Origin of the sequence: Streptomyces sp. NPDC020192, from assembly GCF_044388685.1 — a bacterium.
Taxonomy (GTDB): Bacteria; Actinomycetota; Actinomycetes; order Streptomycetales; family Streptomycetaceae; genus Streptomyces.
The window spans coordinates 11,967-25,992 of sequence record NZ_JBIRXG010000032.1 but is presented as its reverse complement, the minus strand read 5'-3'; the positions used below and the strand labels follow the sequence as shown (position 1 = coordinate 25,992).

Annotated in this window: 6 protein-coding genes and 1 pseudogene; 2 read left to right on the top strand and 5 right to left on the bottom strand. The window is 68.7% G+C overall.

The window, feature by feature from the left end:
• Positions 1-162 precede the first annotated feature (162 nt).
• Positions 163-1,662, bottom strand: a complete 1,500-nt coding sequence (locus ACH47Z_RS38955) for a protein kinase (protein ID WP_399082665.1) — start codon at positions 1,660-1,662, stop codon at positions 163-165.
• A gap of 171 nt (positions 1,663-1,833) precedes the next feature.
• On the opposite strand from ACH47Z_RS38955, the gene ACH47Z_RS38950 reads away from it, so the two are divergent.
• Positions 1,834-3,447 carry a glycosyltransferase family 2 protein gene (locus ACH47Z_RS38950; protein ID WP_399082662.1) on the top strand — a complete coding sequence of 538 codons (1,614 nt, stop codon included), beginning with the start codon at positions 1,834-1,836 and terminating at the stop codon, positions 3,445-3,447.
• A gap of 12 nt (positions 3,448-3,459) precedes the next feature.
• Here the strand turns inward: ACH47Z_RS38950 and ACH47Z_RS38945 are convergent, their stop codons facing one another.
• The 3 genes and pseudogenes from ACH47Z_RS38945 to ACH47Z_RS38935 all read right to left on the bottom strand — a co-directional run bounded on the left by ACH47Z_RS38945 (position 3,460) and on the right by ACH47Z_RS38935 (position 8,223).
• Positions 3,460-5,688, bottom strand: coding sequence for a CDP-glycerol glycerophosphotransferase family protein (locus ACH47Z_RS38945; protein ID WP_399082659.1), 2,229 nt, complete (start codon positions 5,686-5,688; stop codon positions 3,460-3,462).
• A gap of 840 nt (positions 5,689-6,528) precedes the next feature.
• Positions 6,529-6,899 (bottom strand): annotated as a pseudogene (locus ACH47Z_RS38940) (transposase); the annotation flags it as partial.
• Positions 6,900-6,969: 70 nt separating this feature from the next.
• Positions 6,970-8,223 carry a cytochrome P450 gene (locus tag ACH47Z_RS38935; protein ID WP_399082656.1) on the bottom strand — a complete coding sequence of 418 codons (1,254 nt, stop codon included), beginning with the start codon at positions 8,221-8,223 and terminating at the stop codon, positions 6,970-6,972.
• A 1,275-nt stretch (positions 8,224-9,498) separates the two neighbouring features.
• Between ACH47Z_RS38935 and ACH47Z_RS38930 the strand changes: the two genes are divergently transcribed.
• Entirely contained in the window at positions 9,499-9,912 is a 414-nt protein-coding gene (locus tag ACH47Z_RS38930; RefSeq protein ID WP_399082653.1) for a peptidoglycan-binding protein, read from the top strand.
• Positions 9,913-10,475: 563 nt separating this feature from the next.
• Here ACH47Z_RS38930 and ACH47Z_RS38925 read toward each other — a convergent pair.
• Positions 10,476-13,808, bottom strand: a complete 3,333-nt coding sequence (locus ACH47Z_RS38925; RefSeq protein ID WP_399082650.1) for a GH92 family glycosyl hydrolase — start codon at positions 13,806-13,808, stop codon at positions 10,476-10,478.
• Between the last annotated feature and the right edge of the window lie 218 nt (positions 13,809-14,026).

Here is a 14,026-nt window from a genome sequence, read left to right as displayed (position 1 = left end):
CAGCTGACCACAGACGACCGAACCGCCGGCGAAGGGACGAGCCAGGCCGAAGGCGCCGGAACGACGAACACCCGCCCCTGCCCAAGAACGGGGCGCCGTGGGGCAACTCTGTGTCCGAGAGTTGACCACTGACGATACGGTCGTGGTGGCGCAAGGAAAGCTCTACCTCTGATGAGGCGTGCCGGGAGACAGGGTGACCCGCAGGATGGCGTGACGTGGCACCTGACTGCCGGGCGAGGGTGTCTGCTCACAGACTCGGCCGACGGGCGTGCCGGGGCGAGGGCACACTCCGTGTCGGATGGGCTGGACGCGTACGCCGACTGCCTGGGCGCTCGATCGGGCTTCGTTCATCGTCTCGCCGATCAGCGAGGGTGCCGCGACCTGAGGACGAGCAGAGACGTGGGATCCGGTGATCACGCAGGTGCCCACGGCGCCCGCCAGCAGCACCGCCATCGCCTGGAGTGGCCGGCGGATGCGCCGTCGGCGCACGGGGCGTTCTTTCCGGGGATCCCGGGGCGGCGGTAGCTGGGTATGCCGAACCGTCGCAGGTGGGTCCGGCAGCGGCGAGGTGACCGCGGTGGCACGGCCTGCCAGTACCTTCCCGATGGCGTCGCGCATCTCTTCGGCGGTCTGGTACCGGTCCGCACGGTCCTTGGCCAGCGCGCGCAGCACCAGGGTGTCGTAGGTGGCAGGCAGCTGCGGGGCGTGAGCAGAGGGAGGCACCGGTGGTTCCGAGAGGTGCTTCATGGCCACGGCCAGCGGGGTGTCGCCGGTGAACGGGGGGTGGCGGGTGAGCAGTTCGTACAGCAGGCAGCCGGTCGAGTACAGGTCGGTGCGGAAGTCCACCTGCTCGCCCCGGGCCTGTTCCGGCGAGAGGTACTCGGCCGTGCCCACCACCACCGAGGTGCGGGTGAGCGTCGTACCCGCCCGATCCACCGAGCGGGCGATGCCGAAATCCGTCACCTTCACGGTGCCCTCGTGGGAGAGCATGACGTTCGCCGGTTTGATGTCCCGGTGGACGATGCCGTGGCGGTGGGCGTGATCGAGCGCCTCCAGCACGCCGGCGGTGAGTTCCAGGGCGTGCTCGGGTCCGGTGATCCGTGCCTCGCGCACGAATTGGAGCAGCGTGGTGCCCTTGACGTACTCCATCACGAGGTACGGGACGAGGTGGCCGTCGATCGTGTCCTCGCCCGCGTCGTAGACGGCGATGACGGACGGGTGGCCCAACAGGGCGGCCGAGACGACCTCACGGCGGAATCGCGCCCAGTGTTCGGCATCGGCCGCCAGTTCCGGCCGGAGCGTCTTCACGGCGACCGGGCGGAACAGCAGCAGATCGTACGCCAGCCATACCTCGGCCATCCCCCCTTGCCCCAGGATCCGTTCCAGACGGTAGCGTCCGCCCAGACGACGTGAACGATCCACGCTGCTCCCCTCGTTGCCGACTTCCGCCGAGGCACCGTAGGGGCGGTTCTTGTGGGATCTCTGTGATCCGGGGCAGACCCTGTGGCGGTGCCTCTGCCGCAAGTCGCATCCGCCCACGCGGGATGCGGCGGAGGGACTTCGCGGATCTTGACGGCACACGCTTACGACGGGACACCCGCATCGAAGCCGATCATCGAGAGAACCGCTGTGGGTGCTGTCGGTGCGGCAAGACGAAAGCATCCGGGAGCCTCCTCATCGGGAGGCTTGCCCTGCACCGTGCCGCACACGGCGCCGGACGCCCATCAGCCCAGTCCTACATAATGCAGGAGTTCATCGGGTGCCGCCCACCAGGTCCTGCGCTCCCCCAACGGCGCAGGGGTGCCTGTCACGACCGCACGAACGGGAGCAGAGTTGTCCAGCGCGAACGACGGGGCGGTTACGGTGGTGGTCATCGCCTACAACGACGTGCAGTACGTCGCGGAGGCGGTGGCCTCGGCTCTCGCACAGGGCGACGCGGTCGGCGAGGTCGTCGTCGTGGACGACGCTTCCACCGACGACACACCTCACGTACTGGGAGAGCTCGCAGCCACCGAGCCGCGCGTGCGCGTCGTACGCCGTGCGGTCAACAGCGGCGGCTGCGGCACCCCGCGCAACGACGGTATCGACGCGGCCCGCCACCCGTGGCTCGTATTCCTCGACAGCGACGATGTGCTTCCGCCGAAGGCTGTGGACACGCTCCTCGCCGTCGCACTCCGGCATAGCGCCGATGTGACGGCAGGCCTGTGCGTTCGGCGCGAGCTGCCCGGCGGACGTGAGATCCCCTGGCAGGAACAGTTGTTCACGACGGAGTCGGTGTACGACGGGGTGGCCGGGCGCCCGCAGACGCTGTGGGACACGCTGTCGGTGAACAAGATCTACCGCCGTGACTTCCTGCTGTCCCGCCGGATCCGTTTCCCCGACGGCGCGGCGCACTACGAGGACTTCGTGTTCAGCGCGCGTGTCTACGCGGCCGGGCCGCGCTTCGCCGTCACTCCCGAAACCGTCTACATCTGGCATGTGCGCTATGGCACCGGCCCGGCTTCGATCTCCCTGCGTCGAGACCGGATCCAGAACTGGCAGGACCGGGTCACCGCCCATCAGCAGGTGATGGAGATCATGCGGGACAGCGGCGACCAGGATCTGCTGATCGCCGCGCAGACGAAGTTCCTCGAGTTCGATCTCGCCGTTTACCTGAGCGAACTGCCGCAGCGCACGCCGGAGTACCAGGACGTCTGGTGGCGGATCGCCCGCGAGCACGTGGGCGCCTTCGAGGCGGAGGCCGTACGCCGTGCCACTCCCGCTGCCCGTTGGCGCGCTGAGGTGCTGCTCGGACGCGAGCGACATGCCGTGGACATCCGGCGGCTGGCCGAGTTGGCGGCCGACCCGCCGCGGCTGACGCCGCCGTACGCCGGCGACGCGCGGCGACCGCTGTGGGACGAGGCGGACTCCGCCCCCGGGGGAGCGGACGAGATCGTGCTCGACGGTCTTGACGACGCCCCTGTCGCACTGCTGCCCTTCTACGTCCTCGGGAACGTAGGCGCGGGTCGCCGGCTCGTGCTCGAACTACGACTGGCCGACCTCTACGGCAGGACCGCGCACGCCGGCCCGGAGCGGGCGACTGTCGAGTTGCGGCACCGGGTGACAGGGGCGGCACACCGGTACGAGGCCGAGTGGGAAGCCGAGCCAGGCGAACACGGCTGGCGTGCCGTCGTCTCTGCGGACGTGGCGGCGCTCAGTGAAGGCGGCACGATCACCACCTGGGATGCCTGGGTGACCCTGACCTTTCGGGGCGGCGTGTCGGCCACGAGGCCACTTCGTGCCGGATCCGGCCTCAGGCGGCTGGTGCGGATGGGCCGTCGGGGACGGGTGCTGTTGCTCCAGCCGTACGCCACCAACAGTGGCTGCCTCGCCGTTCGCGTCGCGGATGGCCTTTCCGGGATGCGCCGCGTTGTCGCGGGACGGGTCGCCCGCCGCGTGCGGAGCTGAGTGGCGACGAGGTCAACTGCCCGCCCGTGCTGATCCGTTCTTGTTGGCCGGCTCTCCCAGGAAGACACTGCGCACCACGCGTTCGGCCGCGTGCCCGTCGTCGTAGGGGCAGAAGCGTGCCCGAAATCCGGAGCGCCGCTTGGCCATGTGCGGCCCCGTGTACTCGCCGCTGAGGAAGATCTCGGCGAGTTGCTCCTGCGTGGTGGCGACGACTCCGGGCGCCTCGGTGAGAAGGTCGAAGTAGACGCCTCGTGCTCGGCGGTACGTCTCCCAGTCGGGGGCGTAGATCACGATCGGCCGGTCCAGGGCGGCGTAGTCGAACATCACTGAGGAGTAGTCGGTGATCAGGACGTCGGCAGCGATGCACAGGTCTTCGATCGACGGGTGGGACGAGACGTCCACGACGCCCCGCGGCAGGACGGTCTGAGGGGTGTCGAAGTAGTGCGCACGCACCAGCAGGACATGGTCGTCACCGAGCTGATCGGCGAACCGCTGCACGTCGAGCAGGGGCGCCGCCTGGTCCTGGTGGTCGCGGTGGGTGGGCGCATAGAGGACGGCGGTCTGCCCGGAGGTGATGCCCAGTTCGCCCCGCACACGGTTCGCCCGGTCGAGTGAGGCGTTGACCAGCCGGTCGACGCGCGGATAGCCCGTCTGGAGTACCTCGTAGCCGCCGGGGTAGACCCTGGTGAACACCTCGGTGGTGTGCGGGTTCGGCGAGACCAGGAAGTCCCATCGCCCGCACTGCTCCACCAGCCGGTCGAAGTTCATGCCGCGTGCGGCTGCGGGGTGGTCCCGCAGGTCGGTTCCCATCTTCTTCAGGGGGGTGCCGTGCTGTGTCTGCACCAGCACCGAGCCGCGCCGCTTGGGCAACTCATAAGGGAAGTTGACGTTGTTGACCAGATACTTGGCCCGCGCCATGGTGCGCAGGCATCGTGCCGATCCGTCCACCACGTACTCGACCCCCGGCGGGATGGATCCGGTCCTGTCCTTGGCGACCACCCACACCCCGCGGATGCCGGGCGCGAGCTCGCGGGCCTTCTCGAAGACGGCCGCGGGGTTGCAGGCGTAACCGCGGCTCCAGTAGGCGGCGTAGACGGCAAGGCTGTCGTCTACGGGGAGCAGCAGACACGCGCGGTAGTACGTTCGCCGCAGCGCCGTTGTCACGAGCCGGGGTGCCCGCCGTGCCGCACCGCGCGCCCGGCCGAGGGCGGTACGAAGTGCGAGACGAAGCCGGTTCACCGGTTCCAAGGCCGCGTACGCGGAGTAGGCGCCCCGCTCCACCAGCCGGTACTGCAGACCGCGCAGCCCGGACGGGTGGGAGTAGTCGCGTGGCCGGAATCTCCGGAAGTGTTCCGACGCCTGCCGGAAGAAATCGCGCCGCATGTTCTCCGGCACAAGTCCGGGGGTGGCGAGCACCGTCGTCGCATGTCGTACGGTCCGGTCGAACACCGCCGTGCGGAAGGGCTCGGCGGTCTCGGCCTCGCGGTCGATGAAGGCGAAGATGCGCTCGTACTGGCCGAAGAGATCGAGGTGTTTCGGGCTGGAGGTGTTGGTGATCGCTCCCTCACGCCCGCGCCGGTAGTGGTAGCAGACACGGTCGAGCATGCTGAGCCGGCGCGCTGCGAGCAGGACGGGGTAGGTGACGGAGATGTCCTCGTAGTACCCGTGCCCGAACTCCAGGTCCAGGCCCAGCAGGAAGTCGCGGCGCAGCACCCTGCTCCACGCGGTCATGATGAGGTCCAGGGTGCCCGGGCGCTCCGCGAGCGTGAACGTCTCGGGGGCGTCCCGGAACAGATGCGCACGGACATTGCGCTCCATGCCTCCCTCCGGGTCGACGAGGGCGTGGTCGACGAGAAGCACGTCAGGCTCGGTCCGCTTCAGCCGCTCCGCGATCACGGCGAGTGCCCCGTCGGCCAGCCGGTCGTCGCTGTCGACGAACCACACGTAGTCGCCACTGGCCCGAGCCAGTCCCTCGCTGCGCGCTCGGCCGAGGCCGACGTTCTGCGGCAGATGGACCACGCGCAGCCGCTGGTCCTGGGCCGCGTACTCGTCGAGAAGGACACCGCTGGCGTCAGGGGAACAGTCGTCCATGGCCACGACCTCAATGCCCTGGAAGGACTGCGCCGCCCCGAGGACCGAGTCGAGGCACTCCGGCAGATACTCCTGCACCTGGTAGACGGGCAGGACGATACTGATGAGTACCTCTTCGGACGGTTGCGCGGCCGGGGTGTCACTCGTCACCACATGACCTCCAGTCAGGTGTCGGTGTGTATGTGTTCCACGCTCGGACCGGGGTTTAGCGGATGCCAGGCTTCCTTCGGGGTTGCCGGGACCACGTCGTGCGCTTGTGCGCTGTGGATCGCTGTGCCGACTGATGCGGCACTGCCCCGCGGCCCGCACCACGATTCCGGTCGCGGGGCAGCGGCACCGATCCGATGACGGCGTTCCGCCGCATCCGCGAGGCGCCCCTTCGCAGGGGAACGCGGCAGCTCCTCAAGCACACAGTAGTCCTACATGATGTAGGACTACCAGTGCGTCGTTCCGGACCAGGCGAGCAGACGAGCAGGCGACTCGGACTTACTGAAAAGTAGTGCTATCACGCTTGAAATGCGACAAAAAGCACCACTCGAATGGGTGGATCAGTGCAGAATTAGCTGGCTCCGCGTGGGTATCGCCCACTAGCTCCCCAACTCACCCGCCATCCGCAATGTCGCCCGCACCGGGCGAGGCGCCACTGTGGCGGATCCAATCGTTGACGGTTTCGCGGAGCTTCTCAGCGCCGGTCCTGTGGTACCCGGCGGTCCACACCCCTCTCACGCCCCCGGTGGCCCGGATGCTCACTCTCGCGTGGCGAGGAGGTACCGGTCGACCAGGGGGTCACTGTCCGGTGTGAGATCAGACCGGGTTCGGTCACCTCCCTGCCCAGCCAGGCAAGGGCGCACACGTACGCCGGGCCGTACAGCTCGGCTGCCATGGCCACCGAGTCGGTTTCGTCGCCGCGCCCGCGGCTGTGGCCGTGCGCGTGGCCGTGATGTGCGTGATCCCCCTGGTGGGTCTGGCGGGAGGCGGGTCACAGTGGCCGGGCACGAAGTCCCCGGATGACAGGCCGTGCAGAGAGAGCAGGGGCACCTCGCTCATCTTCGGGGACTTGCGACACCGCGGCGGCAGGATCGCCGAGGAGAACCGCTTGCGCTCGCCGCTCGCCTCGTCGACCCGCTTGTCGTTGACGCGCGGGGCCTTCACCTCGACCGTCCCGGCCGCGGTGGCACCGAACGGGACTGGTGATAGCCGTTGCGGACCACCAGTCGACGGCCCGCCTCGTCCCGCCGGTCAGCCAACTCGGCTATGGAGGAACTGACTTCCGCCTCCAGCGCGGCGGCCGGCATCCGCCTCGCACCCTTCCCGACCGGTGTTCGCGGCACCGGCCTGCTCGATGACCACCAATCGATCACTCGGGAAGGTACGCCCTTCGCGTTCAGCCCGAGGCCGATCCACAGGCCTTGAGCATTGCCCAACCGCGCCTCAGCGCCGGACCGGGCGGACCGGGAGCGCTTCGACGCTGTTGCCGATGAAGCTGCGCTGGCGGGCCAGTTCGGCCTCGGGGACGGCGAGGTCGAGGTCCGGGAAGCGGGTGAAGAGCCGCTCCAGCGCGATCGTGGCCTCGAGGCGGGCGAGCGGGGCACCCACGCAGTAGTGCACGCCCTGACCGAAGGAGAGATGCCGGGCCGCGCCGGGCCGGGTGACGTCGAAGCGGTCGGCGTCCGGGCCGTGGAAGGCCTCGTCACGCCCGGCGGCGGTGTAGCCGGCGAGGACCGGGGTGCCCTGCGGGATCACGGCGCCGCCGAGGGTCAGGTCGCGGGTGGGGTAACGGAAGGGGAACCAGCTGACCGGGCCGTCCCAGCGCAGCGTCTCGTCCACCACGTCCGACCAGGTGGCCTTGCCCTCCAGGACCAGCGCCAGCTGGTCACGGTGGGTGCACAGTGCCCGTACGGCATTGCTGACCAAGTTGAGGGTGGTCTCGTGGCCGGCGACCAGCATCAGGCGCATCGTGCCAATGAGTTCGGCCTCGCCGAGTCGGTCGCCGTCGTCCTCGCGGACGGCTATCAGGGCGCTGGTCAGGTCGTCGCCGGGGGCGGCCCGGCGGGCGGCCGCGATCGTGCCGAGCAAATCGACGAGCTCACGTACGGCGGCCATCACCTCCGCCGGGGTGGTGTCGGTGGCGATGACCACCGTGTAGGTGAGGTCGTGCAGTCGGCCGCGGTGCTCGGGATCCACGCCGAGCAGCTCGCAGATGACGCTCATCGGAAGCGGAAGCGCGAAGTGGGTGCGCAGATCCGCGATGCCGTCCGGGTCCTCGGCGGCGGCCCGGCCCAGGCCGTCGAGGAGACCGACGGTCAGCTCTTCGATGCGCGGCCGCAGCCGCTCCACCTGGCGGGCGGTGAAGGCGTTGCCGACGAGGGAACGCAGCCGGCGGTGGTCGGCGCCGTCGGCCGTATGCATGCCCTGGGCGTTGGCAAAGACCCGCAGCGGCCAGTCCGCGGGGATCGTGCCGTCGTTCAGGGCCGGGCAGTGACGGGCATCCTTGGCCACGTCGGCGTGGGAGAGGAACTCCTTGAGCGCGTCGTGCCCCAGGACGACCGCTGCGGGCACCCCGCCCGGCAGGACGATGTCCGCAACGGGCCCCCGGGCTCGCAGGTCTGCGTTCAGGGCATGCGGGCAGCCGCCGACGGGGTCGACGACGTGGGCGGGCGCGGGAGCGGGGGTATGGGAGGACAAGCCGGGACTCCTGACCGTATGGACGAGTACCGGCCAACAGTGCGGTGTCGAAGGCCGGTTGTACAAGTCCGTCCCCCCGACGCCTCGGCCGAGGGTCCGGCCCGTCCAGCCCGGCTGACTTCCGAAGCCGGGGCCCGGCAACTCCAAGCCTCGCCTTCCGCTTTCAAAGCTGATGTCCAGCATATCCAGCCTCGTCGGCGTGTGAGGACGTGGGGGTGTTGTGCCTGAGCGCCGTAGTCAGAGCGTTCTCGTTGATCTGTGCGCGCTTCGGTCAGCAAACGCACTCGGAAGCGGATCGGCCCCTTCCGTTGGAGGCGGTCGCCTGGGAAGGACATCGCGCCCACCGATCCTGACTCTCGGTCAGCTTGGGCTGGGCGTTGGTGTCGGCGGATGGTTTCGGTGCGACATCCACAGGTGATCACACGTCACCGCGACGGGCGGATCTACGCCTACGTGATGGACTCCGCCGTTTCCGGGGCGCTGGAGCCCGTTGCGGTGTTCCAGCCGCGGCCTGGGGGCGAGGTCGTGGAATCGGTGGTCCGGCCTGATCCGACCGCCTTCCGGAACTTCCTGGACCAGCATGGGATCCCCCGGCCGAGTCGAGCTTAGGAACTCGGCAAGGGAAAGTGATTCAGTCCTTACCTTCCGCATTGAATGGCACATCTGCCGTCCCCGTATTCACAGGTGCCACGCAAGACCAAGTCGGCAACCAGCAAAGCTCATTGACGGACCATCAGGAGGGTGAACCGCCATGTCCTTCGCCATGATCACGCTGGCCAAGAAGGCCAAGAAGAACGAAGCCGGCGCCGGCAAGGCCAAGCACCACAAGAAGAAGCACCACCGCAAGCACAAGAAGGCCGCCGGTAAGTAACAGGCGCGAGGAACAGGTCCCCGGACAGGAACACCGCGTCGGGCGGGTGCCCGGAGAGTATCGGCCGGCCATGCGTACCGCCGTAGGTCAGCAACGTGCGACACGATCAGGCACCGGCCCAGCAGCCGGATGCACTCCAACCGCCGCCGCTCGTTACGCGACAGGTCACGCCCAGCCAGCCGCCGACGCACCTCGGCCTGCTGCTCGGGGTCAACTCCACCGTCAGGATCTTCGGCATCACCACTCCGGCCAAAACTCCTACCCCCACACGGAGTTGACTTCACCGAGACCGCTGAGCACCTCGGGCACCGAGGCCGGGTCAACTCACGGATGCAACAAGGGAGTTCAGGCCAAGCCGATAGAATCACGCCGCCCGCGTTCACGTGCCCACACAAAGAGGTCCGATGAGACACACCCGCATACTCCGACGTGCCACGGTGACGCTGGCCACAGCCGTCACCATGGGGCTCGGCACGACGATGGCCCACGCGGACCCCGGAATCCCGGCCGTCGGCTACGGCTACCCCAACTACGGCGCGTCGGTCCGCTGCGTGCAGTTCTTCGTGAACAACTACCTCAACCTGCATCTCCTGGAGGACGGCAAGTTCGGCCCCCAGACCGAGTACGGGGTCAGGAAGCTCCAGCGGTTCTCCAACTACCACTGGGCCACCCGCGAACTGGCGGTCGACGGGGTCTTCGGCCCGGCAACGGGCGAGGTCGTGCTCGAGCACGTCAAGCGGTACCCCTGGACGATCAACTACGCGAAGGCCTCCCACTGCGCCCACTACGTGCCCTCGTACAACGTCGTCCTCAACTGACGCCCACCGCCGGGACCGCCGCCAGCAACTCGTTCGGATCCCTCGACATCGCCGCGATCTCAATGTCTGGGCCGCCGTCCGCGGCCTCGCAGGTCACGATCCGCGAGTCGGAGTTGGTGGAGATCCCCTCCCCTGCAGAAGTGGCCTGGGCAGACTCGGGCCTGCCGCCGTGCCAGCGGTACGGCGGCACCCCGGCCGGGCTCCCAGCGGACGCCGTCCCACACGGGCAGGTGCGGCGACGCCCTTCTGGCCTCGACGGCCGCGACAAAGCGTGCCGAATGGAGGCCAAAACTCTCGGGCGAACGCCCTGCGGCCGCACGACAGGTCAACAGGCCATCGCTGACGAACCCGCCAAGCGACCGATCTCCGGGCCCAGCTGCACACAGCAGGCCAGGCATACGCGCGTCCGGCCGCCACCCGCTCGATGCCGCCCAGACGGACGAAGACACCTCGTCGTTTGACCGGAGAGTCCCCCTCGACCCCTGATGACGAGGTCTCGGCGGGCCGGTTCCCGGGCTCGCGCCCGGGAACCGGCCCGCTGTCGTGAATGCCTGCAGTGCCTTTTACTGACCGAAGCCGTAGGCGAACAGGTGGTCGGTGCCCGTCGAGCCCGTCACCGGCAGCGTGATGGACGCCACCTGCTTGGACGCGTCGAGCGGCACCTTCGTGGCGAAGACGTAGGTTTTGACGTTGTCCCGGCTCCCGCTCCCGGTGTTGCGGTAGGCCGTCGTCACGGCCGTCGTGTCACTCGCGAGCGGCTTGCTGGACCCGCCGTTGAGCGTCCAGTCGGAGAAGGCGACCGTCGCCTTCGAGGTGGTGCCGTCGGTGTAGGTGACGGTCACCGTGCCCGAGACCCCGCTGCCGTCGGTCGGTGCGTTCGTCGCCGTGCCCAGCAGGCCCAGCGACGCACCCGACGTGCCGGCCGGCATGAGGATGGTCTGGCCGGCCATTTCCAGGTTGTCCAGCTGGCCGGACGTCACGGTGGGCCAGCTGTAGGAGATGCCGTCGACCGTGAGAGGGGAGCCGCTGGTGACGCCCGCCGCTGACAGCGCGTTCTGCGAGAGAGCCCAACCCCCGTCGTCGAAGCCGCCCGAGAAACTGGTGCCGTCGGGGTAGATGCCCTCGTTGGTGTCGAACGGCCACAACGCACCGGCCTTGGCCACGGCCACGCGGAGGGTCGCCCCGCTCAGAGCCGCCCCGGTGCTGTGGTCGGTCAGTGCGAAGGTGACCGGGATCGTTCCTTCGCTCGCGCCCGCTGTCACGTGGACCTTGGCCTCCGCGCTGCCCGAGGCGGGCACCGTCAGCGAGCCGGACGCGGTGTCGAGCGTGACGCCGGAGGACGCCGTCGCCTTCCAGTCGACGGTGACGTCCTTGCTGCCGAGGTTGGTGAGGGCGAGGGTGGCGTCGCCGGACGTGCCCGGCTGGAGCACCAGGCCGTCGCTGGAGGGGCCGGTCGCGGCCAGCACCCGGCCGCCGCCCGTGGTGTCCGACGGCGGCGCCGCCGACAGGTCGGACGCCCAGGAGGTGTTGGGCTGGGTGCCGAGCGTGAAGTCGATCGTGCCCGCGCCCTTGAACTGCTGGTACGTCAGCCAGGAGGTCTTCCACTCCTTGCCCTTGACGTCGAGCGACTGCACGTATGGCGCGTCGGTCGCGGCCTGCGGCGCGTTGATCCGCACCGTCTTGCCACTTCCGAAGGTCACCTGGGCCACCGGGAAGACCGGACTGCCGAGCGCCAGGGTGTCCGTGCCCGGGGTCTCGGGGTACATGCCGAGCTCGGACCAGACGTACCAGGAGCTCATCGCGCCGAGGTCGTCGTTGCCGAACGAGCCGACCGGAGCGTTGAAGTACAGGCCCTGCTGGGCCTTGCGGACGGCCGCCTGGGTCTCCCACGGCCGGCCCGTGTAGTCGTACTCCCAGGGGATCTCCAGGCTGGGCTCGTTGCTCAAGTCGGCGTTGGTGTTGCCGGGATTGGTGATGTTGTCGAGCAGGCTGTCCAGGAACGACGAGTACGCCTTGTCACCGCCGCGTGCCTGGATGAGCTGCTTGAGGTTGAACGGGACCATCGGCGTGTACTGGGCGGAGGTGCCCTCCACGAAGCCGTTGGAGGTGCCGGGGGTGAAACCGCCCGCGAACTGGCCGTCCTTGTTCTTGGCCTGCAGGTAGCCGGTCTGCGGGTTGAAGACGTTCATCCAGTCCTGGGCGCGGGTGGCGAACTTCTCGTAGACAGCCGTCTTGCCCAGCGACTTCGCGAAGGCGGCGAGGGCGTAGTCGGCGGAGTCGTATTCCAACTGCGTGGAGACCGGGCCGTAGAAGTTGCAGCAGCCGTAGTCGTTCTCGTCCAGCGGGAGATAGCCCTTCGCGTCCCGCACTGCCGCGCCGGGGCGGTCGTTGTTCACGGCGGTGGCCTCGTGCTCCAGAGCGGCAAGTGCCTTGTCCGTATCGAAGCCCGTCGCTCCGAAGGCGTACGCGTCGGCGATGATGCCGGCAGCCGGGTCACCGACCATCACGTAGCTCTCACCGTTGTTCGAGGCCCACTTGGGCAGCAGGCCCGTCTGGTCGTAGCCGTTGAGCATCGAGGTGACGACGTCGCCGGCAACCTTGGGCTCGACCATCGCCATCAGCTGGGTCTGGGAGCGGTAGGTGTCCCAGCCGGAGTAGTTGGCGTACTGGGCCTTCTGCCCCTTGGTCAGCTTGTGGACCTGGTTGTCCATCCCCATGTACTGGCCGTTGTCGTCCGAGAAGACGTTCGGGTGCAACAGCGCGTGGTAGAGCGCAGTGTAGAACTGCACCCGCTGGTCCGGGGAGCCGCCGCCGATCTGGAGCTTGTGCAGTACCGCGTTCCAGGCGTCGTGGTTGGCCTGCTCGACGGCGTCGACGTTCCAGTTCCTGATCTCGGTGGCGAGGTTGTCCGCCGCGCCTGCGTCACTCGTGTACGAGATGCCGACCTTCGCGCGCACCGTCGGGCCGGAGGAGGTGTCGAACGTCAGGTACATGCCGTTCGCACCCGTCGTGGGAGGCTGCGCGGCCTTGCCCACGGTGGACGAGCGGGGCACGGCGCCGGCGCTCGGGGCCGCAGAAGGCGCGCCGAAGGCTTTGTCACCGCTTCCGTGGATCGTCGGGGCCGGCTTCGCCGGGACGGTGAAGTGCTTTTCCTTCAGCGGGGCCGACTTGGGAGCCTGCGGGGACTGCTGGACCGTGCCCGCCTTCAGCGACGTCGCACCGGGATTGATGGTGCCGCCGACCCAGGTGCCGCTCGCGGTGAACGGCTGGTCGAACTTGATGTCGAAGTGCAGCGTGTACCTGTTGCTCGCGCCGCAGAAGTGACCGCTGTCGATCGCGCCGCGGATCTCCTTGTCGTTCACCACCTGGACTCGGGTTCCGTCCACCTGTGTGGCGCCCCCGCTGAGCTTGAACAGCAGGTTCGCCTGGCGACCCGCCGGGAAGGTGAAACTGCCCAGGCCGGCACGGGTGGTGTCGGTCAGCTCGGTCTTGACCCCGGCGGCGTCGGTGACCTTGTAGTACCCGATACCGGCCCGCTCGTCGTCGTGACCGAAGCCGACAGACGCGCTGCCGAGGTCGCCCGAGAGCGCGCCGGTCACCGGCAGGATGGGCAGGTCGCCCGCGACGGGGCAGCCGGGTCCCGAAACGTGGGTGAGGCTGAAGCCGGAGATCTTTTTGTCGTTGTACTCGTAGCCGCCACCGTCAGCGCGGTCGGGCGTCGTGTCGGGACTCCATTGCACCATGCCGGCCGGCATGTCGGGGCCGGGGAAGGTGTCGACCGCACCGGAGGTGCCGATGAGGGGGTTGACGACGGAGGCGGGGTCCTTCACGAAGGCCGGCGTCGCGGTACTCGCGGCATGGGCGCTCCCGATCGCCGGAAGGGGGAGGGCTGCCATGCCCAGGACCGAGACCACGGCCAGGCGTTGGCGGAATCTCCTTCGCTTACGTGGCTCTGCTGAACGTCGGGGTCTCACCATCGGTTGCCTCCGCAGCGGTTCGTGCTTCGCACATCAGGTGTCGGCGCGCCGAAAGACGCAGGAACGCCGGCGACAGGCAACAGTTCCGGCCGCTCCCGCGGCCTGACAACGTTGCCATGCACGAGTGTTGAGTGAAA